The sequence below is a fragment of the Hydrotalea sp. GW822-HT8A01 genome, assembly GCF_058798575.1.
The window spans coordinates 3,100,460-3,123,515 of sequence record NZ_CM179506.1 but is presented as its reverse complement, the minus strand read 5'-3'; the positions used below and the strand labels follow the sequence as shown (position 1 = coordinate 3,123,515).

At 36.8% G+C, this 23,056-nt stretch carries 19 protein-coding genes; 6 read left to right on the top strand and 13 right to left on the bottom strand.

Going from position 1 to position 23,056, the window contains the following annotated elements; translation table 11 throughout:
• The first annotated feature begins 6 nt into the window (after positions 1-6).
• Together AC3QLY_RS13870 and AC3QLY_RS13865 are read left to right on the top strand one after the other, a co-directional pair.
• Positions 7-1,554 (top strand): sigma 54-interacting transcriptional regulator, encoded by a 1,548-nt coding sequence (locus AC3QLY_RS13870; RefSeq protein ID WP_075051674.1) that lies wholly within the window; start codon positions 7-9, stop codon positions 1,552-1,554.
• Between the two features lie 32 nt (positions 1,555-1,586).
• On the top strand, positions 1,587-3,506 hold the full coding sequence (locus AC3QLY_RS13865; RefSeq protein ID WP_492989887.1) for a T9SS type B sorting domain-containing protein: 1,920 nt from the start codon (positions 1,587-1,589) through the stop codon (positions 3,504-3,506).
• 4 nt (positions 3,507-3,510) lie between these two features.
• Here AC3QLY_RS13865 and murB read toward each other — a convergent pair whose 3' ends face one another.
• The 6 genes from murB to AC3QLY_RS13835 all read right to left on the bottom strand — a co-directional run bounded on the left by murB (position 3,511) and on the right by AC3QLY_RS13835 (position 10,426).
• Positions 3,511-4,524, bottom strand: a complete 1,014-nt coding sequence (murB, locus tag AC3QLY_RS13860) for a UDP-N-acetylmuramate dehydrogenase (protein ID WP_492989886.1) — start codon at positions 4,522-4,524, stop codon at positions 3,511-3,513.
• A 34-nt stretch (positions 4,525-4,558) separates the two neighbouring features.
• Positions 4,559-5,371 carry a Cof-type HAD-IIB family hydrolase gene (locus AC3QLY_RS13855; RefSeq protein WP_218330389.1) on the bottom strand — a complete coding sequence of 271 codons (813 nt, stop codon included), beginning with the start codon at positions 5,369-5,371 and terminating at the stop codon, positions 4,559-4,561.
• 152 nt (positions 5,372-5,523) lie between these two features.
• Complete coding sequence (priA, locus tag AC3QLY_RS13850) at positions 5,524-8,013, bottom strand: replication restart helicase PriA (protein WP_288096076.1); 2,490 nt, start codon at positions 8,011-8,013, stop codon at positions 5,524-5,526.
• A gap of 87 nt (positions 8,014-8,100) precedes the next feature.
• Positions 8,101-8,922 carry a lysophospholipid acyltransferase family protein gene (locus AC3QLY_RS13845; RefSeq protein ID WP_288071239.1) on the bottom strand — a complete coding sequence of 274 codons (822 nt, stop codon included), beginning with the start codon at positions 8,920-8,922 and terminating at the stop codon, positions 8,101-8,103.
• A gap of 54 nt (positions 8,923-8,976) precedes the next feature.
• On the bottom strand, positions 8,977-9,798 hold the full coding sequence (ispE, locus tag AC3QLY_RS13840) for a 4-(cytidine 5'-diphospho)-2-C-methyl-D-erythritol kinase (RefSeq protein WP_492989885.1): 822 nt from the start codon (positions 9,796-9,798) through the stop codon (positions 8,977-8,979).
• A gap of 37 nt (positions 9,799-9,835) precedes the next feature.
• A complete protein-coding gene (locus tag AC3QLY_RS13835) occupies positions 9,836-10,426 on the bottom strand; it encodes a bifunctional nuclease family protein (RefSeq protein WP_068241142.1) in 591 nt (196 codons plus the stop codon).
• Between the two features lie 130 nt (positions 10,427-10,556).
• Between AC3QLY_RS13835 and AC3QLY_RS13830 the strand changes: the two genes are divergently transcribed.
• Together AC3QLY_RS13830 and AC3QLY_RS13825 are read left to right on the top strand one after the other, a co-directional pair.
• Positions 10,557-11,600 carry a YncE family protein gene (locus tag AC3QLY_RS13830; RefSeq protein WP_218330393.1) on the top strand — a complete coding sequence of 348 codons (1,044 nt, stop codon included), beginning with the start codon at positions 10,557-10,559 and terminating at the stop codon, positions 11,598-11,600.
• A gap of 106 nt (positions 11,601-11,706) precedes the next feature.
• Positions 11,707-12,144: a DUF3592 domain-containing protein gene (locus AC3QLY_RS13825; RefSeq protein ID WP_288096084.1), complete on the top strand. Its 438-nt coding sequence runs from the start codon at positions 11,707-11,709 to the stop codon at positions 12,142-12,144.
• Between the two features lie 5 nt (positions 12,145-12,149).
• Here AC3QLY_RS13825 and smpB read toward each other — a convergent pair whose 3' ends face one another.
• From smpB to AC3QLY_RS13790, 7 genes are all read right to left on the bottom strand, one after another.
• On the bottom strand, positions 12,150-12,590 hold the full coding sequence (smpB, locus tag AC3QLY_RS13820; protein WP_074417891.1) for an SsrA-binding protein: 441 nt from the start codon (positions 12,588-12,590) through the stop codon (positions 12,150-12,152).
• Between the two features lie 67 nt (positions 12,591-12,657).
• A complete protein-coding gene (accD, locus tag AC3QLY_RS13815) occupies positions 12,658-13,584 on the bottom strand; it encodes an acetyl-CoA carboxylase, carboxyltransferase subunit beta (RefSeq protein ID WP_081299098.1) in 927 nt (308 codons plus the stop codon).
• 246 nt (positions 13,585-13,830) lie between these two features.
• Positions 13,831-14,898, bottom strand: a complete 1,068-nt coding sequence (gene fbaA / locus AC3QLY_RS13810) for a class II fructose-bisphosphate aldolase (protein ID WP_218330395.1) — start codon at positions 14,896-14,898, stop codon at positions 13,831-13,833.
• Positions 14,899-15,075: 177 nt separating this feature from the next.
• The gene (locus AC3QLY_RS13805; RefSeq protein ID WP_492989884.1) at positions 15,076-15,867 is read right to left on the bottom strand and encodes an ABC transporter substrate-binding protein; all 792 of its coding nucleotides are present in this window, start codon (positions 15,865-15,867) and stop codon (positions 15,076-15,078) included.
• Between the two features lie 73 nt (positions 15,868-15,940).
• Entirely contained in the window at positions 15,941-17,104 is a 1,164-nt protein-coding gene (locus tag AC3QLY_RS13800; protein ID WP_492989883.1) for a threonine synthase, read from the bottom strand.
• Between the two features lie 58 nt (positions 17,105-17,162).
• A complete protein-coding gene (locus AC3QLY_RS13795) occupies positions 17,163-18,062 on the bottom strand; it encodes a LysR substrate-binding domain-containing protein (RefSeq protein ID WP_492989882.1) in 900 nt (299 codons plus the stop codon).
• A 20-nt stretch (positions 18,063-18,082) separates the two neighbouring features.
• A complete protein-coding gene (locus tag AC3QLY_RS13790; RefSeq protein WP_492989881.1) occupies positions 18,083-19,444 on the bottom strand; it encodes a pyridoxal-phosphate dependent enzyme in 1,362 nt (453 codons plus the stop codon).
• A gap of 263 nt (positions 19,445-19,707) precedes the next feature.
• Between AC3QLY_RS13790 and AC3QLY_RS13785 the strand changes: the two genes are divergently transcribed.
• Positions 19,708-22,092, top strand: a complete 2,385-nt coding sequence (locus tag AC3QLY_RS13785) for a sodium-translocating pyrophosphatase (protein ID WP_074417897.1) — start codon at positions 19,708-19,710, stop codon at positions 22,090-22,092.
• Between the two features lie 58 nt (positions 22,093-22,150).
• Positions 22,151-23,041: a sterol desaturase family protein gene (locus AC3QLY_RS13780; protein WP_218330396.1), complete on the top strand. Its 891-nt coding sequence runs from the start codon at positions 22,151-22,153 to the stop codon at positions 23,039-23,041.
• Positions 23,042-23,056 lie beyond the last annotated feature (15 nt).

The window sequence follows — 23,056 nt, the reverse complement described above, 5'->3', positions numbered from 1 at the left end:
TAGCAGATGACAGATTATAAAAAAATTACAACACTTGGTGCTCTTAAAAAATCAGCTTACATTTCTAAATCAGTAAAAGAAGAAGTTCGGCAAAACTTAATTGCTAAAATTCATTCCAAAGAAAATCCATTCAGCGGTATTTATGGCTATGAAGATACGGTAATACCAGATACAGAACGGGCGTTATTATCGCGCCACAATATCTTATTTTTAGGGTTAAGAGGGCAGGCCAAAACCAGAATTGCCCGGCAGATGGTGCAATTGCTGGATGAATATATTCCAGTAGTTGCAGGTAGTGAAATTAATGATAATCCACTGCACCCCATCAGCAAATATGCCAAAGATCAGTTAGCAGAATATGGAGATGATATGCCCATTGTCTGGTTACATCGATCTGAAAGATATGGTGAGAAATTAGCAACTCCTGATGTAAGTGTTGCAGATTTAATTGGTGATATTGACCCTATTAAAGCGGCCAATCTTCGATTGAATTTTGCGGATGAAAGAGTGATTCATTATGGTATCATTCCTAGAAGTAACAGGGGTATTTTTGTCATCAATGAAATTCCTGATTTACAGGCACGCATCCAGGTTTCTTTGTTCAATATATTAGAAGAAGGCGATATCCAAATACGCGGTTTTAAATTAAGAATGCCACTGGATATTTTATTTGTTTTTACCGCAAATCCGGAGGATTACACTAACCGCGGCAGCATTGTTACACCGTTAAAAGACAGAATACAAAGCCAGATTTTAACCCATTATCCTAAAAATATTGAAACCGCATTGGCCATTACCGAACAGGAGGCTGCAATTTTACCCGAACAGGTTGAAAAAGTTAGCGTTAGCGATTTAATGAAACGATTATTGGAACAAATTGCATTTGAAGCAAGAAACAATGAATATGTTGATAAAAAAAGTGGGGTGAGTGCCCGTTTAACCATTGCCGCTTTTGAAAATGCAATAAGCAGCGCTGAAAGACGTGCTATTATTTTTAATGAAAAACATACACAAGTATGGATTAGTGATTTAATGGGAACCATTCCTTCTATCACAGGTAAAATTGAATTGGTTTATGAAGGTGAACAGGAAGGGCCCTATCAGGTTGCACTGAATTTAATTGACAGAGCAATCCGTAGCCAGTTTATTCAATACTTCCCTAACCCGGAAATGTTAAAAAAGAAAAAGCCCGCCGGTAAAAAATCAACGGAAGAAAAAACAGAAGAAAATCCCTATAAAGCCATTATCCGTTGGTTTGATGCAGGTAACCATATAGATCTATTGACAGATATGAAAGATAGTGAAAAAATTGCAGAATTATACAAAGTGGATGGTTTGTATGCTTTGATAAAAAAATATTTTCATTATGCCAATGAAAAAGAAAATGCACTATTGATGGAATTTGTATTGCATGGGCTGGCAGGCTATTCGCTCATTAGTAAGAAAATGCTGGATGGAAAAATTGAGTTTAAAGATTTAATGGGTAGTATCATGAATTTAAATGCAATGAATTTTGGAGATGATGACGATTTGAATGAGGATGATTTTAATTAATAATGCAAATTTGCATATAAATAAAATTTTTCGTGCCCATCAAACAGATTGTATATTTTATTTTTTTTACATTACTTGCCGGTGGGTTACATGCACAATTGTGTTCGGGCAGTTTGGGTGATCCTGTTATCAACATCACTTTTGGCAACGGCAATAATCCGGGTACTGCCTTGCCCTTTGGTGTTACCAATTATATTTATGTTCCGAACGATTGTCCGAAAGACGGCTATTATACCATTGCAAATGCTACCAATGGTTGTTTTGGCAATACCTGGTTTCGTTTAACTGAAGACCATACTTCCAATGATGTAAATGGTTATATGATGCTCATCAACGCATCTTATGATCCCGGCGATTTTTATGTAGATACCGTAAAGGGTTTATGCGGCAGCACAACCTATGAGTTTGCATCGTGGGTATTGAATTTAAATACAGGTATTGCATGCAATGGCAATCCAATTTTAGCTAATGTTACCTTTAGTATTGAAACAACAACCGGCACAGTATTGCAACAATACTCAACAGGCGATATTCCTACTTCCATTACACCATTATGGCGGCAATATGGTTTTTATTTTTCAACGCCTAATAATACCAGTAATGTGGTGATTCGTATGCGTAATAATGCACCTGGTGGCTGTGGTAATGATTTGGCTTTGGATGATATTACTTTTAGACCTTGTGGCCCCTTAATTACTGTTACCAATAATGGCCAAACTACTAATACCAATATTTGTGATACCGACAAGCGAAATATTTTACTGAATAGTACCGTTTCTTCCGGCTTTAATAATACCCAATACCAATGGCAAACTTATGTAAATGGAAACTGGCAGGATATTGCAGGAGCTAATAACAACAATTATGTTCGTTTGCCAACACCTGCAGGAAATTATCAATACCGCGTTGTGGTAGCACAGGGTAATAATATTCAACTGCCGGCATGCAGAGTGGCTTCTAATGCCTATGCCATTGGGGTTGAACCTAAGCCTTCCATTTCCATACAAACCAATAATGCTGCTTGTTTGGGCGATAAGTTACAGGTATCTGCCAGTAGCGCCGGTAATCAATTTCTATGGTCAGGTCCTTCCGGTTTTCAAACAACACAACCATCCTTCTCTATCTTTCCATTAACCAATCAAAATGAAGGTTACTATTATGTAAATACTACTACTGCTTTGGGATGTACCAATACCGATTCAGTTTTTGTAAGCGTAAGCCCCATACCGTTGGCTAATGCAGGTTCTTCGCAAACGGTTTGTGCAGGCAGTAGTGTTGTGTTAAGAGGAAGTGGGGGAGAAAAATACAAATGGGTGCCTGCTGCTAATTTATCTTCTGATACCATACCACAACCCACTGCAACGCCTGCCGATAGTACCATGTATTATTTAACGGTAAGCAATGGTAATTGCAACCGAACCGACAGTGTAATGGTGAATATTTTACATTTACCGGTGGCAGCAGCGGGTAAAAGCTTTACCATTTTTGAAGGAGATCAGGTACAATTGAATGGAAGTGCTGCAGGTGATGACATTCAGTATTTCTGGACTCCGGATTATAATATTTCAAATACGAATATTTTGGATCCGGTGGTTTATCCCATTAAAGATACTACTTATACACTTCATGTAGTATCGCAGCAGGGTTGTGGCGAAGCTGTCAGTAAAACATTTATAAGGGTGTATAATAAAATAAGTGTGCCCAATGCATTCTCGCCCAATGGTGATGGTATTAATGATTTTTGGGAAATAAAAGACCTATATACTTATCCTACAGCAGATGTAAGTGTATTTGATAGAAACGGGCAAATGATTTTTCATACAATAGGTTATGGTAAACCCTGGGATGGCACCTATAACGACAAGCCGGTACCGATAGGCACCTACTATTACATCATCAACTTAAATAACGGAACACCGCTGCGTTCCGGTTCGGTATTGATTATTCGGTAAATGCTTACCAGATATTGACTTCCCGTTCTAATTCAATTCCGAATTTTTGTTTTACCGATTGAATAATGGCTTCTGAAAAATTGTAAATTTCTTTTCCTGTTGCACCGCCATAGTTTACAATCACCAATGGTTGTAATGGGTTGCACCCAACATTTCCTTCCCGCTTTCCTTTCCACCCGGCTTGTTCTATCAGCCAGGCAGCAGAAATTTTAAAATTCATTTCATCTAAAGCAAAACCGGGAATATCAGCATATTGCTCACTCAATACATGTAGCCTGAATTTTGAGATAGTGGGGTTTTTAAAAAAACTGCCGGCATTCCCAATTTTAGCGGGGTCTGGTAATTTATTCGTTCTAATTATATTTACAGCTTCCGCTACTTGTTGAATAGTGGGTTTTACAATGCCCATTTTTTCTAATTGCTGTTGCAAACTTCCGTACCCAATTACCAATTTGGGTATTTTATTTAAACGAAGTGTAATGGCTACAATTAATAAACGGTTTTTATATTGTTGCTTAAAAATACTGTCTCTATAGCCAAACCGGCATGCTTTATTTGAAAAGATTTCTGTTTCGTGTTTATCTAAATGATAGGCTTCCACATACTCCAATACATCTTTTAATTCAACTCCATAAGCCCCAATATTTTGAATAGGAGCAGCTCCCACACTTCCGGGAATTAAACTTAAATTTTCTACCCCTGCAAAATTGTGTTGCAAACAAAATTGAACCAAATCATTCCATTTTTCACCGGCAAATGCTTTTATCAAAACTGTGGTTTCATCTTCCTGAACAATGAAAATTCCTTTAACTTGATTGTAGAGGGTAAGTCCGCTTAAATTATCTATAAATAATATATTACTGCCGCCACCCAGTAGATGCCATTCTTGGTATTGCTTTGTTAGTTTAGATATTGTTGCAATATCTTCAATGGTTTCAATTACTGCAAAATTTTCAGCTAATGCTTCAATACCAAATGTGTTATAGGGTTGTAGTGAAATATTGCGACTGATTTGCATAAAAAATTGATAGATTATACTTGTATTTTAATGGTTAGAACCATTGGTTTAAAAAATGTTGAATGGCTTTAGCCACACCATCATTGTTGTTGGTGTCAGTAACATATTTTGCTACTGCTTTTACTGCATCCGGTGCATTACCCATTGCAATGCCGGTACCGGCCATTTCAATCATTTCCAGGTCATTAAAATTATCACCAATTGCAATAATTTCATCAGTTGTAATATGATATTCCTGAATTAATTGTAATACCGCTTTTGCTTTAGAAGCATCTTTTTGCATGGCTTCCAAATAAATGGGTTTAGAGGTAAACATATTTAAGGTTTCAGCAAATAATGGTTTCAGTTTTTCCTGAATGGTTTGAATGGTGGTTGCATCAGCAATCATCATAATTTTATTAGGTCCTGTGTTTTCGCGGTTCCATTGTTCAATTGTATGCGAAAGCGGCTGAATGGTTACCGGAACATCGGTAATTTTTTGTTCAGCTATGGTATATTGTGAACTGTTTTCTGCAAACCAATTGTTTTCCTGATAATAAAGTGTTGTTACATGGTAGGGTTGTACTGCATCATGCAATGCTAATGTAACCGATGTGGATATGGAAGATTGAAAAATAACTTTATTGTTTTGCGCTATGTAAGAACCGTTTAAACTAATGGTGGGTGCAGTTTCTAATCCAACAATTTTACTAATGGGTAAAATACCATGCAGTGGCCTTGCAGAAACCAATACCACCAACACATTTTTTTCCTGCAACTGTTTAATGGTTTGAATGGTGACTTCGCTAACGGTATGGTCGCTTTTTAATAATGTTCCATCAATATCTATAAATACGGCTTTAATCATTTTGAGAGGGTTTTAGTATGGCTTTAAAAAGTTGTAAAAGTATTTAGCATTTTCTACACTACCAATCCTATTTATAAACAGGTGAGTTTAATAAATTTTTAATGCTCTGTGTATGGCATTATTGGTGTATTAAGTTTTAAATAAATGCGCATTTAGTATGGATCTACATCCACAATTATTTGTACACTTCTAAATTGTTTTTGTGCCTGAATGGTTCCTGAATACTGCATAATAGCTTGTTTGCATTGTGAAATGATGGTTTGGTTTTTGGGTAGCTTTAATAGTATTTCCCAAATATATTGATTTCGGATGCGTTCTATTACAGGTACTGCAGGCCCATTGATATAAGGATGAAAAGTAGGGTCTAATAATTGTAGCATTGCAAAAGATGCCTGTTTCGCTATCGGATTGTCTTTATGTTTGAATATTAGTTTAATTAATCTTGAATAGGGTGGATAGTGATAGACTTTCCTGCTCTCAATCTCGAATTGATATAAAGCTTCATACTGGTGTTGCTGCACAAAAGCCAATACAGGATGATGTGTATTGCTTACCTGCACCAATACAATGCCGTTACCATCTTTTCTGCCTGAACGACCGCTTACCTGTTCCATTAATTGAAAGGCACGTTCATTTACCCGAAAGTCAGTAAAGTTTAAAATACTATCTGCGTCAATAATTCCAACTAATTGCACATTTTCAAAATCTAAACCTTTTACTACCATTTGCGTACCCACTAAAATGTCAATTTTGTGTTGTTCAAATTGTTTAATCAGTGTGTCATGATCATTTTTTCCTTTTACTGAATCCAAATCCATCCTGGCTATTTTAGCGGTAGGCAAAGCTTCTGCCAGTAATTCTTCTATTTTTTCTGTTCCAAAATTTTTCTGTGTAAATGCATGGCTGCCGCATACAACACAGGTTTGCATTACCGGGTAATTGCTTCCGCAATAATGACATACTAACGTGTTTTTAGCTTTATGGTAGGTAAGGGTAACGGCACAGTGTTTACATTGCGGAATCCAGCCGCAGGTTTGGCACATTAAATAAGGAGAATAGCCTCTCCGGTTTTGAAAAATAATAGCTTGTTTTTTTTCAATGAGTGTTTGTTGCAATTGGTTTACTAATGCTGCACTGAATGCTACTTTTCCTTTTTGTTCTGCCATTGCTTTTTTGATGTCTACTATTTGAATTTTTGGTAAGGCTACATCACCAAATCTTTCCAATAATTCTACTAAACCATATTTACCCTGTTTACAATTATAATAGGTTTCAATAGATGGAGTTGCACTTCCCAACAATACTTTTGCTTTACATAACGATGCAAAGAATATAGCAGCATCTCTTGCCTGATATCGTGGTGCAGGATCCTGTTGTTTAAAACTGGAATCCTGTTCTTCATCAACAATAATTAATCCCAAATTTTTAAAGGGCAGCATTAAAGCCGATCGTGCACCTAATACTACAGCAATTTCACCATTTTTTACTTTATTCCATATTTCAACTCTTTCATTCGCATTAAATTTTGAGTGATATACCGCAATATATCCGCCCAGATTTTTTTGCAATCTTCTGATGATTTGTGCTGTTAAGGCAATTTCGGGTAATAAATATAATATTTGCCTGCCCGCATCAATAGCTTCTTTTATTAATTGAATATAGATTTGAGTTTTGCCACTGGAGGTTACCCCATGCAGCAAACAAACCTGTTTTTCTTCCCAATTTTTTTGAATGGAATTGAGTGCTTGTTGTTGTGCTATAGATAATGTAAAATCTATATAAATGTTTTGGGGCAATTGCCTGATTCTGTCTACCGACCTTTTCTGTGCCTGAACAATTCCTTTCTCAATCAAAGCCTTTAACTGTGCAGCAGTTGCACCTGATTTTTTGAGTAAATTGCTTTGTGTAACTTCCCCTTCGGTTTCGGATAAATGTATATAAGCCAGCAGCAATTCCAATTGTTTGGGTGCTTTATTCCATTCATTCAATAATTTTTCCAGGTCTGCTTCAGCCTGGTACTGTGGTTGAAGTGTAATGTAAGTTTCAGTTTTATGACGGTACTTTTCCTGCAGTGTTTCCCAAATAAAGCATGCTTTTTTATCGATCAATTTTTTGATGACCGGATAAACATGATTGGAGGATAAAATTTGTTGTATTTCCTGCAAACGCAATTCTTTTCTAATTTCCAATGCTTCTGCAACCAAAAATTCATCGTCTGTTAGCTGTGTACTATCCATTTCAAAACCTTCATTCCATATAACAATGCTTTCGCCGCTTAATTTTAAATGTGCAGGTAAAGCAGCCTGCATTACTTCGCCTTCGCTGCACAAATAATATTGTGCCATCCATTCCCAGAATTGCAGTTGTATGGGATAAAGTATGGGGTTTTCATCTAAAATATTAATAATGGGTTTGGGTTGAAATAATTCCGGCTTTTTGTGATGAATTCTTTTTACAATGCCTGCATATTTTTTATTCCGCAATGAAACCTCTACACGAATGCCAATTTGTATGGTATTTTGAATGTGTTCCGGAACCTCCCAGGTATATGTGTTGGGTAGGTTTATTGGAATAATTACATCACAATAAACCAATGGGATAGAAGAGAACGGAATATTATTTGATGGATCAAATTCACTCATGGCTTTTCCTCGCTGTTACTTTTAGCGTTTCATAAAAAATATCTCATCTGGAAACAATAAAGTTAATTCATTTATGCGATTTCATGGTTAGAACATTGGTGGATGTGTTCTGTATTGCACAATTGCAGCCTCCATTTTTTGATACACTATTTTTTTTAATATATTAATATCATTTGTTGTGGTATAGTTGCTTACTTCAATGGGTTCCAGAAAAATAGCGCGACTTTTACCGGGTGTTAGTTGCAATAAATGTTCAGGAGGCAATCGTTTAATAGTATCTAAAAAAATAATAGGTTGAATGGGTGTTTGGGTTTCAATGGCTATCCTAAATGCGCCATCATAAAATTCTTTCAGCGGTTTTCCTGTTTCATTAAAGGTTCCTTCCGGAAAAATAAAAATAGAAAGGCCCTGTGTTAATGCATGTTTCAATTCCTGAAAACTTTTGGCTCTTTTTTCTGCACTGCTTCTGTCAACCAAAATCACGGCACATTTATAAATAAAACCAAAAACGGGAATTTTAACCATTTCATATTTGCCCAATACCCTATAGGGTTGTTGCATACACCGCACCAAAGCAGGGATGTCCATGTACGAGGAGTGGTTGGCCACAAAAATATATTGCCTTTTTTGTGTAGAGGTTAATTCATAATAATTTTTATGATGTATGCCAATCAATACGTACCAAATAATGCCCCACAATTTGGCAATTGTATACACCCCATCACCTCCTTCTTTACCAAAAAAAGAAGCAATGGCTACAAAGGGAAATGCAAAGAACATTAATATAATGAATACAATGAGCGCATAAACAGAATAAATGGCTAAAAGTATTTTCTTCATGTACAATTGATATTGATGCTGTGAAATGGCTCCGGATTTTTTTGTAATATTTTTTTTAGATTGAAGCATGAATTTAAACCGGGAAATTTATTTTCAGTGGCAAAATTGCTTTGAAAAAAATATTTATGCAATTTTAACCAAAGTGTTTTTCGGTATGTTTAGCTTTGGAATGGTTCCTTTTTTAAATATGCCATAAAGGGTACTGCCACTGCCGCTCATGGCTGCATATAATGCGCCATTAGCATACAATTCCATTTTTAATTGCTCTAATTGCGGATAGGCTTTAAAAACCGGCGCTTCAAATTGATTAAAAAGTTGGTTTGGCCATGCTTCAATCGGTTGGTCAATGGCATACAACAAATCTGTTTCGGGCAGTTGTGGCTTTATTTGCTGAAATGCCCAGGCTGTGCTGATATGAATAGACGGGTGCAACAAAACAATGCTGTAAGCCTCTAAATGCAGGTGAATGGGTTGCAAGGTTTCACCTCTTTCGGTAGCCAGGGCGGGTTGATTGAAAATAAAAAAAGGACAATCACTACCTAATTGTAAAGCATATTTACTTAACTGATGTTGGGTAATATTCAATTCAAAATATTCATTCAGCAGGCATAAAACCGCTGCTGCATCTGAACTACCGCCACCCAAACCTGCACCCATAGGTATGGCTTTGTGTAAATGCAAGTGAATGGGAGGGATTTTTGGGAAATCGTTCTTTAATAATTCATAAGCCTTGATGCATAAATTATTTTCCTGATTGCCCGGTATTGGTAAACCAGACGTTGTGAAATGTATAGAATTATCCGAAGCTGCATTGTTTGGAATGATTTCTAAAGCATCCTTCCATTGAATAGGATAAAAAATGGTAGCTATATCATGAAAGCCGTTTTCCCTTTTTTTTGTAATGTATAAACCTAAATTGATTTTACAATTTGGAAAAACAACCATTGATTTAGTTTTTTTGAAAGCGCAATTGTATGTTGATTTATTTTCTCCTGTTTATTTCATCACGAATGGCTATGGCTTTTATATAATCTTCGTGGTCTAACACTTCCTTTAATAATTGGTGCAATTCCTCAAGCCCCATTTTAGATAAATCATTTTCAGAAACATTGCTGTTGTCTTCCACACCAACTGCCTCCATTTTTTTCGGTTCTGATGCGGTATCATCCATTAAAATACCTGCATTTTGTAAAATGTGTTCATAAGTATAAATGGGGCAGCCAAACCGAACGGCTAAAGCTAGTGCATCGCTGGTTCTGCTATCAATTTCAATGGTATCGTGTTCAGTAAAACATACCAGATTGGAGTAAAAAATTCCTTCCTGTAAATCATTAATAATCACTTCCTGTAATTCAATGTTAAATGCATTCATGAAGTTTTTCATGAGATCATGTGTTAACGGACGGCTGGGTTTCATATGCTCTAATGCAACAGCAATGGCCTGTGCTTCAAAACCGCCAATTACAATGGGCAGTCTTCGCAAACCATTCACTTCACCTAAAACAACTGCATACGAATGTGTTTGTGTAATGCTGTGAGATAAAGCAACAATTTCCAATTCAATTTTCTTCATATTGACACGAAAATAAAATAAATTTTAAAATTTTCAATAAGTCTGTATTTATGAAAATTTATTTCTGCTTTTTTAAAATGGATTAGATAAATCAATTGTAAAATCTGATTTTTACAACAAATTACAAGATATGAATTTCCCAATTGTTTTAAATCACCGCAAAAATAAATTTTCTGTAAAATTAGGAGGTATTGTTATTGCCATCTTATTTTTTTTCAACTTAGGTATGGCACAACATACACATTTAAAGGTACTGAAAGCATATTCCATTAAAAGTACAGGCGGGTGGGATTATATAGCCATTCATGATGCAACCCAACGTTTATTTGTTTCACACGGTATACAAGTCAATGTGTTAAATGCAGTATCGGGTGATTCCATTGGGATTATTCCAAACACAATTGGGGTACATGGTGTTGCTTTTGTAAATGCATTGAATAAGGGCTATACCAGCAATGGACGTTTGAATAATGTGTATGTGTTTAATTTAAATACACTAAAAGTAGAAGATTCTATTGCAACCGGTGAAAATCCTGATGCCATTTTTTATAATGAAATTACCAAAAAAATTTATACTTGTAATGGAAGAAGTAAAGATATTTCTGTAATAGATCCTTTTACCAATACAGTAATTGCTACCATTCCTGTTGGCGGTAAACCTGAAACTGCAGTTTCTGATGAAAAAGGAAATTTATATGTAAATATTGAAGATAAAAGTGAAATTGTGTTGATTGATGGTGCTACAAATCAAGTAATGCATCATTGGAGTATTGCCCCGGCAGAAGAACCTACGGGATTGGTGTATGATGCAGCCACACATACTTTATTTGCCGGATGCGGTAATAAAATGATGGCAGTTGTAGATGCCAGAAATGGCATTGTAAAAAAAATGGTACCCATTGGTGCCGGCTGTGATGGGGTTGCATTCGATAAAACCTGGAGGCAGGTATATGCTTCAAACGGACAAGATGGAATGCTTTCTATTGTGTCGGCAGATACTTATGCGGTGTTGAATACCATTCCAACCATGAAAACGGCCAGAACCATTGCAGTAAGCGAAAAAACACATCATATTTTTCTGCCTGCCGCAGCAATTGATCATAAATCTGTACCCGGAAAAAGACCAGCAATGCTGCCGGGCAGCTTCAGGGTATTGCTTGTGGGGCAGGAATAAGAAATTTTGTAATGATGATTTAGAGGTTTCTATAAAAAAAAGAATGGCTTTTCTATTTTCACTATAATTTTGGAATTTATTTTTTTGAAGATTTAAATAGTAATTATTGTATAAGCTTGTCATTATTTTGTATGTAGTTATATTGGTGCTGTATATGCTGTTTACCCGACAGCCCGATTATTTTGATGGTGAAATGACGGTTGGAACCATTCATATGCAAACAGATAGTATTACGCACCGGCAAACCCTCTTTGCAAGTTTTGATCTCGGAAAATCAAATTATCATGTAAATGCAGCGTATTCTTTGCGCAATTTACGGGAGGGAGAAAAAGTTGCGGTGATTTATGATACTACCAGGCCACAACGGGCTGCCATTTATGCATGGTGGGGATATTGGCTGCAGTGGGATGAAATAGCAGGTTCTATCATTATTGCGGTTGTTTTATGGGGTGTTGCAGTTCTTTTAACCAATAATCCTACGGAAGAAAGCAGATTGGAACAATTAAAAGAGCCGGATGATAAACCCCAGCGAAAATATAGTTGAGGAAATTATTTCAGGTACCTTTTCAATTCTCTTTCTGCATCTTTTTGTTTAATGCTGTCTCTTTTATCGTGTAATTTTTTTCCTTTTGCCAAACCAATTTCTACTTTAACCAGATTTTTTTCATTCAAAAATATGCGGAGTGGAATGATGGTATAACCTTTGTCTTTTAACTTCATTTCCCATTTTTTCAATTCTCTTTTTTTCAATAGCAATTTTCTGTCATGTACCGCCAAATGATTGTTATGGGTTCCCAATCTATATTCTGCAATATAAATACCCCTAAGCCATAATTCACCATGATCAAAAACACAAAAGGCATCATTAAAACTAACTTTTCCTTCTCTAATGCTTTTTACTTCAGTACCCAGTAAAACAATACCTGCTACTAGCTTGTCTTCAATATAGTAGTTAAAATAGGCCTGCCTGTTGGTCATTTCTTTCGCCATAATCTATCTTTCTTTTTGCAAGCTTGTTCAGTAAAAGCAGGTATGCTATTCAGTAAAATAATGGATGTTAGTTGTTAAACAGTGTAATTAATTCAGCAATTCTGTCTTTCAGGTTTTTCCGGTCAATAATAAAATCGAGGAAACCATGTTCCAATAAGAATTCACTTCTTTGAAAGCCTTCAGGTAAGTCTTTTTTTATGGTTTCTTTTATGACCCTTGGGCCGGCAAAACCAATTAAAGCACCCGGTTCGGCAATGTTTAAATCGCCCAGCATTCCAAAACTGGCAGAAATACCCCCAAATGTGGGATCGGTTAACAATGAAATATAAGGTAGTTTGGCATTGCTAAGCTGCGAAAGTTTGCCGCTTGTTTTGGCTAACTGCATCAGGCTGAATGCGCTTTCCATCATACGTGCACCACCACTCTTTGAAATAACCATGTAAGGTAATTGGTGTGCAATACAATAATCAACTGCTCTGCTGAATTTTTCGCCCATTACACTACCTAATGAACCGCCAATAAACTCAAAATCCATACAGGCTATTACAATTTTTTTACCCTTCACTGCACCCACAGCCACACGCATCGAATCTTTTAAATTGGTTTTTGACCTGATTTCGTCTAAACGTTGTTGATAATTTTTTAAATCGGTAAAGTTTAAAAAATCTTTACTGATAATATTGTCGAAAAGTGGCTCGAATTGTTGTTCATCAAATAAAATATCATAATATTCATCACTTCCTATTCTGTGATGATAGTTACATTTGGGACAAACGTATAATTCTTCTTCTAAATCTTTTGTGGTAGATATATAGTTACAATTGGGGCATTTGCTCCATAAACCTTCCGGGGTTTCTTTTTTGTCTGCTGTAGAGGTTAAAATTCCTTTTTTCCTTCTTTTAAACCAACTTCGTTTAATGCTCTCGTCATCTTTCATTTTATCTTCATCTCCGGTAAGGTTCTGTTCTATATTTTCTTCAAATTCTTTTTTCATGGCTATCATTTTAATATCTGCTTTTGCTACGTACAATGCCCATGAAATATTTATCCCGCCTGAAGAAGGAAACGTAAATCATGGGCATAGTATGTACTTCAATCGGGTGGGTGAAGGTAGCAAAAATAAGGTTGTTTCATGAAACAGTGCTTATTTGGTTGTGGCAATCTTACATAAAATATGTTTACAGGCCTAAAAACAACAATAGCCACCCGAATTTCAGGTGGCTACTGCAATGCTATTCAATTATGCATTTCGGTTAATACAATTCAAATCTTCAAATGCTTCCTGTAAACGGAGAATGAAGTTTTCTTCTCCTTTTCTTAACCAAACACGTGGGTCATAATGCTTTTTGTTAGGCATGTCTGGACCTTCGGGGTTGCCTAACTGGCTTTGCAAATAGCCTTCGTTCTTTTTGTAATTATTTAAAACACCTTCCCAAAAGGCCCATTGCATATCGGTATCAATATTCATTTTGATTACACCGTACCCTATCGCTTCTTGTATTTGCGATTTGGGCGAGCCGCTGCCACCGTGAAAAACAAAGTAAACCGGTTTTTCGGCAGTATGCAGTTGTTGTTGAATGTATACCTGACTGTTGTGTAAAATTTCCGGCCTTAAATGAACATTACCCGGACTGTAAACCCCATGCACATTACCAAATGCGGCAGCAATGGTAAATAAGCTACCTACTTTATGTAATGCTACATAAGCCTGTTCAATTTCTTCGGGTTGAGTATATAATTTGTGGTTTTCTACATCTGAATTATCCACACCGTCTTCCTCACCACCTGTAACACCCAGCTCAATTTCAAGGCTCATACCGAGTGGTTGCATTCTTTTAAAATATTCAACTGAAGTGGAAATGTTATAATCTAATGCTTCTTCTGAAAGATCCAGCATGTGTGAACTGAAAAGCGGTTGTTTTTTTTCTTTATAAAATTGTTCGCCTGCATCAATTAATCCGCTTACCCATGGTAACCATTTTTTTGCAGCATGGTCGGTATGTAAAACAACCGGAACACCATAATATTTTGCAACATTGTGTACGTGTAATGCACCAGAAATGGCTCCGGCAATATTGGCTTGATAATTATCGTTGGGCATTCCTTTTCCTGCAATAAATTGAGCGCCACTGTTGGAAAACTGAATGATTACGGGTGAATTTACTTTTGCGGCTGTTTCTAAAGTTGCATTGATAGAATTGGTGCCAATGCAGTTTACTGCCGGCATTGCAAATTTATTTTCTTTTGCATCCTGATATAATGCTGCAAGCGCATTGCCAAATAGTACTCCGGGTTGATACTTTTTCATTTTAAATGGTTTGTTGTTGGTTAGTTTGTTCAATCAATTTTGTATAACGTTCTTTTTTACGTATTATGGATGATAAATATGCTTTCAATACTACCGTTTTTTTTCATCCTTGGGCAAAGATACTGATAGTTCATAAAAACAATTGTTAGCATTGCTATACAGCATTCAATCATCTTATTATTTTTTTTGTATTTGGTGAATAAGTGCCTGAAAATAGGGTGCACTTTGCAGCAATCGGCTTCCATACCAGCTAAACATTTCCCCATCTACCTGTAATATCAAAGCAGATGGAATGAGTTGTTGAAAATATTGAACATGTTCTGCCTTAAACGGATAAGGCTCTGAAGAAAGTAGTATTAATTGAGGTTGTGCTGCTTTTATTTGTTCGGCTGAAACTTCAGGATATCTGTTGAGGTCTGCAAACACATTTTCAAATCCGCATTGCATCAGCATTTCGTTGATGAATGTGTTAGATGCAGCAACCATAAATGGCCTGTTCCAAATAAAGTAGGCTGTTTTTAAGGCAGGCGTAATGGCTACAATTTGCGCAAATTTTTGTTGAATTTGCATCACTAATATATTAGCAGGATCTGCTTTATTACAAATAGTACCCAATTGCAATATCATAGAACAGGCATCTTGCAAATTGTTGATATCTGTAACGCAAACCGGAGCAATATGGCTAAGATCTTCTATTTGCGACTGTTCATTTTCTTCTTTATTGGCAATAATTAAATCGGGAGATAATTGCTCTATTTTTTTAAGATTCAGTTTTTTTGTTCCACCAACTATTGTTTTGCTGCTACGCCAATGTGCCGGATGTATGCAAAATTTGGTGATCCCTGCAACTTCGTTTTCTAATCCTAAATGGAATAATAGTTCTGTTTGCGAGGGTACCAGCGAAACAATTCGTTTGGGAGCAATTAATCCCGGTAAAGGAAGTGCCGAGTTGTTTAAAAAAAAATACATGCAACAAAACTAAGCAAATGCCTATCTTCTTTAAACATTACTTAGTTTCAAAATAGTTGATTTTGATAAGCCGTTAATGGTATTTGTACCAGCTTCCGGTATTCACAATGCAAACATTTTCCTGGCTTTCTATCCAATTTTTTTCTACTAATTTTTTAAATCCTGCAAAGGCGGCAGCCCCTTCCGGTGAAAGTAACAAACCTTCAGTTCGGGCTATTTCCCGAATACCTTGTTGTATATCATTTTCAGACACGGTAACGCCGGTGCCTTTGCTTTCATGAATAACCCGCAACATGCTTTTTTCTGCAAAAGGAGTAGGTACAACCAAACCATTGGCAATTGAATAACCTGGTTGAAAGGATTCATTTTTTTTGCCTTTTTCAATCATTTGTATCATGGGATTACAATTTTCTGTTTGTACAATAACCATTCGTGGCTTTTGGGAGGAATTGAGCCATTGCATTTGCTGCATCTCTGCAAAAGCTTTCCACATACCAATTAATCCGGTACCGCCACCGGTGGGATAAATAATGACATCGGGTAATTGCCAGTTGAGTTGTTCGGCTATTTCATAACCTAAGGTTTTTTTGCCCTCTAACCGATAAGGTTCTTTCATGGTGCTCATATCAAATGCGCCGGTTTCGGCTGCTATTTGTTGTACCAATTTTCCGCAATCATGAATAAAGCCATTTACTTCAATCAATTTGGCACCGAACATTTGAACCTCTTCTTTAATCAACATGGCACTCGATTTTGGCATGACCACCGTAGCTTGTATCCCTGCCTTTGCGCAATAGGCACTCATGGCACCACCTGCATTACCGGCCGTTGGTATAATGCAATGTTCAATGCCCAGTTCTTTTGCTTTAGAGATGGCAACACTTAAACCTCTTGCTTTAAAAGAGCCTGTTGGGTTTACACCTTCATCTTTTAAATAAAGCCGGTTTACTGCATATTTTGCGGAAAATTTATGGAGGGTATGCATGGGTGTAAATCCTTCTTCCAGGCTAATTCTGTTGGTTGCATCAAATACGGGCAGCATGGCAGCATAGCGCCATAAATGATGGGGTTGGTTGACTAAATTTTCTTTAGCAGGATGGATGCCATTATATTGGGTAAATAAAGGTTGATTGCAGCAGGATGCATAGGTTTGCTGCTGGTGTATATTGTATATTTTACCGCAATTGGAACAGGTAAGATGGCTGGCTCCTGAAATTGTTTCACTAACTGTTTTCACACTGTAAAACTACAGGTATGTTATAACCAAATGAATGCAAATTCGTTATATGCTATAACTATTTGTGATAAACAGATTGTGCTGTTTTAATCAATAATTTGTTCAAATTGCTGGTTTCTCCCTTACGTTGAATGAAATAAAAGTTACGTACAATACTGAGTCCTTCAAAGTGCAGTTGTTTCAGCTCACCATACTTTAACTCTTTGATAACAGACCGATGTGGCAGAAAACCCAGACAATCAGATTCAATTAAAAAATTCTTCAATGCTTCAGTTCCGCCTAATTTTACTTTAATATTTAAATCGTTGAGTTGTATTTTATGTTTTTCCAGATTTTTTTTTAAAACTGCCAAAGTACCGCTTCCACGTTCTCTGATGGCTAAAGGCATCTGATATAAATCTTTTACCTGGTAATTCTTTTTTTGGGCCCAGATACTTTGCCGACTGCAAACGGCAACCACTTCATCGGTTATAAAAGGCAAATAACTTACATTGGTTAATTGTCCTTTTTCTTCAATAATACCCAGATTAATTTCTTTATTCAGGAGGGCATCCAAAACAATTTCTGTATTTCGGTTCAATAAACTGATGGTTAAATTAGGATGTTGTTCATGAAATATGGATAATACTTTTGGTAAAATATATAAAGCCACGGTGGTACTGGCTCCTAATTTTAAAACCCCTTCTGCCTCCATTGCTTTGGAAAGGGTGGTGATGTCGAAAAGTGTTTGTTCCTGAATACGTTTTACTTCTGTTAACCTTTCAAATAAAAGTTCACCGGCTGGGGTTAGTTCAATATACATTCCGCGCCGATCGAATAATTTGGTTTTATATTGAAATTCGAGTTGCTTTATATGTTTACTGATGGCAGGTTGAGAGATATACATTTCCTCAGCAGCTTTCGAAAAGCTTTTCTGTTTGGCAACTTCTAAAAAAACTTCGTGCTGTGCTGAGAGCATAATATAATTTTAAAAAGTGATTAACGGCCAAGGCTTTGCAAAATATCATATTTGGTAATGATGTGATAATCTCCTTTTTCATCGTTCACCAATACGGCACCGTTGGTTTTATTGATGAGTGCTCCTAATTTTTCAATGGGTGTGGCAATGTCTACAATAGGATAGGAGGGTTCTGTTACTGTTTCAACCATTTGCGATTTGATTTCCGGATTCGAAAACATTTTGATAAATAATCCTCCTTCACTTATAGCGCCTTTAATTTGATTGTCATCCATCACAGGAATGTGTTCAATATCGTATTTTTCCATCAATGCAACAGCATCTGCAACTGTTTGTTGCGGAGATATGGTTACTAATTTTTTGTGTGCCCTGCCATTGATAATGTCTTTACATGTTTTTACTTCTAAAAAACCGCGCTCCATCATCCATTGATCATTGTATATTTTACCTACATACCGGCTGCCATGATCATGGAAAATACACACCACAAAATCATCTTTTTTCAATCGGTTTTTTAATTGCATGAGGCCCTGTAAACAACTGCCGGCGCTGTACCCACAAAATAATCCTTCTTCTTTGGCAATTCTTCTGGCCATAATAGCACCATCTTTATCTGTTACCTGCTCAAAATGATCAATGAAACGCATATCGTAGTTTTTGGGAACAAAATCTTCTCCAAAACCTTCACTGATATAAGGGTGTACATACGACATATCTACTTCTCCCGTTAGATAATAATGCGTCAGCAACGAACCGTATACATCTATTGCCCAAACCTGGATATTTGGATTTTTTTCTTTTAAATACATAGCCGTTCCGGTAATGGTGCCACCTGTTCCGGCCGTACATACTAAATGAGTTATTTTCCCATCAGTTTGCTCCCAAATTTCAGGGCCTGTGCTTTCATAATGTGCCTGTCTGTTGGCCAAATTATCATATTGATTCATGTAGCAGGCATTGGGAATTTCAAGACTTAGTCTTTTGGCAACACTGTAATAACTTTTAGGGTCTTCGGGTAAAACATTGGTAGGACAAACAATTACTTCTGCACCAACGGCTTTTAAAATATCTGCCTTTTCTTTACTTTGTTTATCGGTGGTAACAAAAATACATTTATAGCCTTTTACACAGGCCGCTAATGCCAAACCCATACCTGTATTGCCGCTGGTACCCTCAATAATGGTTCCTCCGGGTTTTAATCTGCCTCCCTGCTCAGCTACTTCTATCATTTTTAAAGCCATACGGTCTTTGATAGAATTACCGGGGTTAAAATAATCAACTTTGGCAGCAACAGTACAAGGAAAATCTTTTACAATTTTGTTCAATTGAATCATTGGTGTATTCCCAATGGTTTCTAACACATTTTTTTTAATATTCATCATGGCAAATGTTTGTGCTGCAAATGTAGGTTTTTACTTTTTTGGTAATATATTAACTATTAAAATAATATTATTTAACGAAATGAAAAAGATAATATAGCAAAAATTTTGAATATTGTGTTGGGAGTATGCAGCTAATTTTATTATCTGATTTTTGATAAAAGAGGGAATACTATGCCGTTTTTTAAATAATTTTTATTGTTTTCCCCTATTTTTGTTGCCCTTAACATATAAATATGTTTTACTTAAACTAATAACCAAAGCTAATGACGAACAATTTGTTTTATGCAGTTCCAATCATGGGTATTATAGGTTTGCTGTATACCCTTATTCAATTTAAATGGGTAGCCAAACAAGATGCCGGTACACCCCGAATGAAAGAAATCAGCACGTATATCGCTGAGGGTGCTATGGCATTTTTAAAGGCAGAATGGAAGGTATTGGGTTATTTTGTTGCTTTTGTTGCCATTTTATTGGCATTTATGGCACAGAGTAACGCAAATAGCAATTGGAGTATTGCCATTGCATTTATTTTAGGTGCTGTTTGTAGTGCTGTAGCCGGATTTATTGGTATGCGTATTGCTACTAAAGCAAATGTTCGAACTGCTCAAGCAGCCAGAACCAGCCTTGCTAAAGCATTAAAAGTTTCTTTTACCGGCGGATCTGTAATGGGATTAGGCGTAGCAGGATTGGCTGTATTGGGTCTTGGTGCTTTATTTCTGGTTTTAAAGCAAATTTTTGCGCCAGATGCTGCTTCAACCAGCCTTGAAATGATTAAAACCATTGAGGTGTTAACCGGTTTTTCATTAGGTGCTGAAAGTATTGCATTATTTGCCCGTGTAGGAGGTGGTATTTATACAAAAGCAGCAGATGTTGGCGCCGATTTAGTGGGTAAAGTAGAAGCTGGTATTCCTGAAGATGATCCACGCAATCCGGCAACTATTGCTGATAATGTGGGTGATAATGTGGGTGATGTGGCTGGTATGGGTGCCGATTTATTTGGTTCTTATGTTGCTACCGTTTTGGCTACAATGGTACTGGGTCAGGAAACCATTTCACACGACAACTTTGGTGGATATGGCCCCATCCTATTACCAATGGTAATAGCTGGTGTGGGAATTTTATTTTCAATTATCGGAACTTTCTTTGTTAAAATAAGTGAACATGCCGGCGTAAATACCGCCAATGTTCAAAAAGCGCTAAATATGGGCAACTGGGGCAGTATTGTTTTAACTGCATTGGCCTGTATTGGTTTGGTAACTTATATTTTACCGGAAACAATGGTGTTACGCGGACTTGAATTTACCCGTTGGGGTGTTTTGGGTGCAATTGGTGTAGGATTATTGGTAGGTACTTTAATGAGTATTATTACTGAATATTATACTGCAATGGGCAAAAGACCGGTGCTTAGTATTATTAAACAGTCATCTACCGGACATGCAACCAACGTAATTGGCGGGTTAGCCGTAGGAATGGAAAGTACATTTTTACCCATTTTGGTTTTAGCCGGAGGTATTTGGGGTGCTTATGCCTGTGCGGGCTTATATGGTGTAGCCATTGCTGCTGCAGGCATGATGGCAACTACGGCCATGCAATTAGCCATTGATGCTTTTGGACCAATTGCAGATAATGCAGGGGGTATTGCAGAAATGAGCGAATTACCGGGCGATGTTCGTGAAAAAACAGATGTTTTGGATGCAGTGGGTAATACAACGGCAGCTACCGGAAAAGGCTTTGCGATTGCTTCGGCTGCTTTAACTGCGCTGGCTTTGTTTGCAGCCTATGTTGGAGTGATTAACAACAATGGTTATGAAATGCATGGTATTGATATTTATAAAGCAAAAGTGTTGGCCAGTTTATTTGTTGGCGGCATGATTCCATTTATTTTTTCTTCTTTAGCTATTCGTGCGGTGGGCCAGGCTGCCATGGCTATGGTAGAAGAGGTTCGTCGTCAGTTTAAGAATATTCCAGGCATTATGGAAGGAACCGGTAAGCCGGAATATGATAAATGTGTTGCCATTTCTACCAAAGCATCCATTAAAAAAATGATGTTGCCCGGAGCAATTACTATTATTGCACCTTTGTTAATTGGGTTTATTTTAGGACCTGAAGCTTTAGGCGGATTTTTAGCGGGTGCTACTGTAAGTGGTGTTTTAATGGGTATGTTTCAGAACAATGCAGGTGGAGCTTGGGATAATGCTAAAAAATCTTTTGAAAAAGGAGTTGAAATAAATGGTAAAATGCATTATAAAAAATCTGAGCCTCATAAGGCTTCAGTTACCGGCGATACAGTTGGTGATCCGTTTAAAGATACTTCAGGCCCGTCAATGAATATTTTAATTAAATTGATGTCCATTGTTTCTTTGGTGATTGCACCTACATTGGCCCATTTGCATCAGTCAGACGCCAATACAGTTAAAGCGCAAACCATTGAAATTTCCATCTCAGACAGTACACAAAAAATTTTAGGGCAGGGTTCGTTTTCTACCGGAAGTGATAACACAATGAATGCATTGATGCAGCAATTGCGTAATGATGGTGTAATACAAGGTAATGATGTTAAATTAGAAATTCGCAACAGCAAAATATTTATCAATGGCAAGGAGCAATCTGAAGCTATTATGGAAAAATATAAGGCATTTCTAAAATAACTAACCCAAAATTTTTTTTGCCGTGATATGTGTATATTAGAGGTTGATTTGATATGCTATGCCGCAATTTCCTAATATATTATTACACGCTGTTCCTGCATTTATTCTGCTGATTATTGTAGAAGTGGTGTATGCATATCATATACAAAAGGAATTATACCATGTTAAAGATACTGCCACCAGTATAGTATTGGGTTTAGGGAATCTATTTACCGGTATTCTCACCAAAGCCATTATACTCTTATTTTTCTCCTGGCTATACACCTATCGTATTTTTACCATACCCTATACGGCATGGTGGGCTTGGGTGTTGTTATTTTTCGCAGATGATTTTAGCTATTATTGGTTTCATCGAATGGCACACACCGTACGTTGGTTTTGGGCAAGCCATGTAGTACATCATTCTTCTGAACATTATAATTTGGCTGCTGCTTTGCGACAAACTTGGACAGGTAATTTAACCGGCTCTTTCATTTTTTGGTCGTGGATGCCACTGGTAGGATTTCATCCCGTCATGATCTTACTAATGCAATCGATAAGCTTGTTATATCAGTTTTGGATTCATACCCAAACCGTTCAAAAATTACCCAAATGGGTTGAGTATATTTTTAATACCCCTTCCCATCATCGTGTGCATCATGGTAGCGATATTTTGTACTTAGATAAAAATCATGCCGGTACATTAATTATATGGGATCGTATGTTTGGTACTTTTCAGAAAGAAGTTTTTACCCCAACTTTTGGCCTTCCCAAAAATGTAAATACGTTTAACCCAATTAGAATTGCTTTTTTTGAATGGATTAAAATTGTGGGTGATCTTCGAAAATCGCGCCGCATACAACATATTCTGGGATATCTATTTGGTCCTCCCGGCTGGAGCCATGATGGCAGCAGACAAACTACCAGCGAATTGCGTAAAAGGCAGGCTTCTGCCGAAAAAAAGCTTTAAACTTATTTTATCTTT

What these genes read in the sequence shown, in the direction of transcription:
- AC3QLY_RS13870 (WP_075051674.1), top strand. Translation starts at nt 7, where the DNA reads ATGACAGATTATAAAAAAATTACAACACTTGGTGCTCTTAAAAAATCA.
- murB (WP_492989886.1), bottom strand. Translation starts at nt 4,524, where the DNA reads ATGCAAATCAGTCGCAATATTTCACTACAACCCTATAACACATTTGGT.
- AC3QLY_RS13855 (WP_218330389.1), bottom strand. Translation starts at nt 5,371, where the DNA reads ATGATTAAAGCCGTATTTATAGATATTGATGGAACATTATTAAAAAGC.
- priA (WP_288096076.1), bottom strand. Translation starts at nt 8,013, where the DNA reads ATGAGTGAATTTGATCCATCAAATAATATTCCGTTCTCTTCTATCCCA.
- AC3QLY_RS13845 (WP_288071239.1), bottom strand. Translation starts at nt 8,922, where the DNA reads ATGCTTCAATCTAAAAAAAATATTACAAAAAAATCCGGAGCCATTTCA.
- ispE (WP_492989885.1), bottom strand. Translation starts at nt 9,798, where the DNA reads ATGGTTGTTTTTCCAAATTGTAAAATCAATTTAGGTTTATACATTACA.
- AC3QLY_RS13835 (WP_068241142.1), bottom strand. Translation starts at nt 10,426, where the DNA reads ATGAAGAAAATTGAATTGGAAATTGTTGCTTTATCTCACAGCATTACA.
- AC3QLY_RS13830 (WP_218330393.1), top strand. Translation starts at nt 10,557, where the DNA reads ATGAATTTCCCAATTGTTTTAAATCACCGCAAAAATAAATTTTCTGTA.
- smpB (WP_074417891.1), bottom strand. Translation starts at nt 12,590, where the DNA reads ATGGCGAAAGAAATGACCAACAGGCAGGCCTATTTTAACTACTATATT.
- accD (WP_081299098.1), bottom strand. Translation starts at nt 13,584, where the DNA reads ATGAAAAAAGAATTTGAAGAAAATATAGAACAGAACCTTACCGGAGAT.
- fbaA (WP_218330395.1), bottom strand. Translation starts at nt 14,898, where the DNA reads ATGAAAAAGTATCAACCCGGAGTACTATTTGGCAATGCGCTTGCAGCA.
- AC3QLY_RS13805 (WP_492989884.1), bottom strand. Translation starts at nt 15,867, where the DNA reads ATGTATTTTTTTTTAAACAACTCGGCACTTCCTTTACCGGGATTAATT.
- AC3QLY_RS13795 (WP_492989882.1), bottom strand. Translation starts at nt 18,062, where the DNA reads ATGCTCTCAGCACAGCACGAAGTTTTTTTAGAAGTTGCCAAACAGAAA.
- AC3QLY_RS13790 (WP_492989881.1), bottom strand. Translation starts at nt 19,444, where the DNA reads ATGATGAATATTAAAAAAAATGTGTTAGAAACCATTGGGAATACACCA.
- AC3QLY_RS13785 (WP_074417897.1), top strand. Translation starts at nt 19,708, where the DNA reads ATGACGAACAATTTGTTTTATGCAGTTCCAATCATGGGTATTATAGGT.
- AC3QLY_RS13780 (WP_218330396.1), top strand. Translation starts at nt 22,151, where the DNA reads ATGCCGCAATTTCCTAATATATTATTACACGCTGTTCCTGCATTTATT.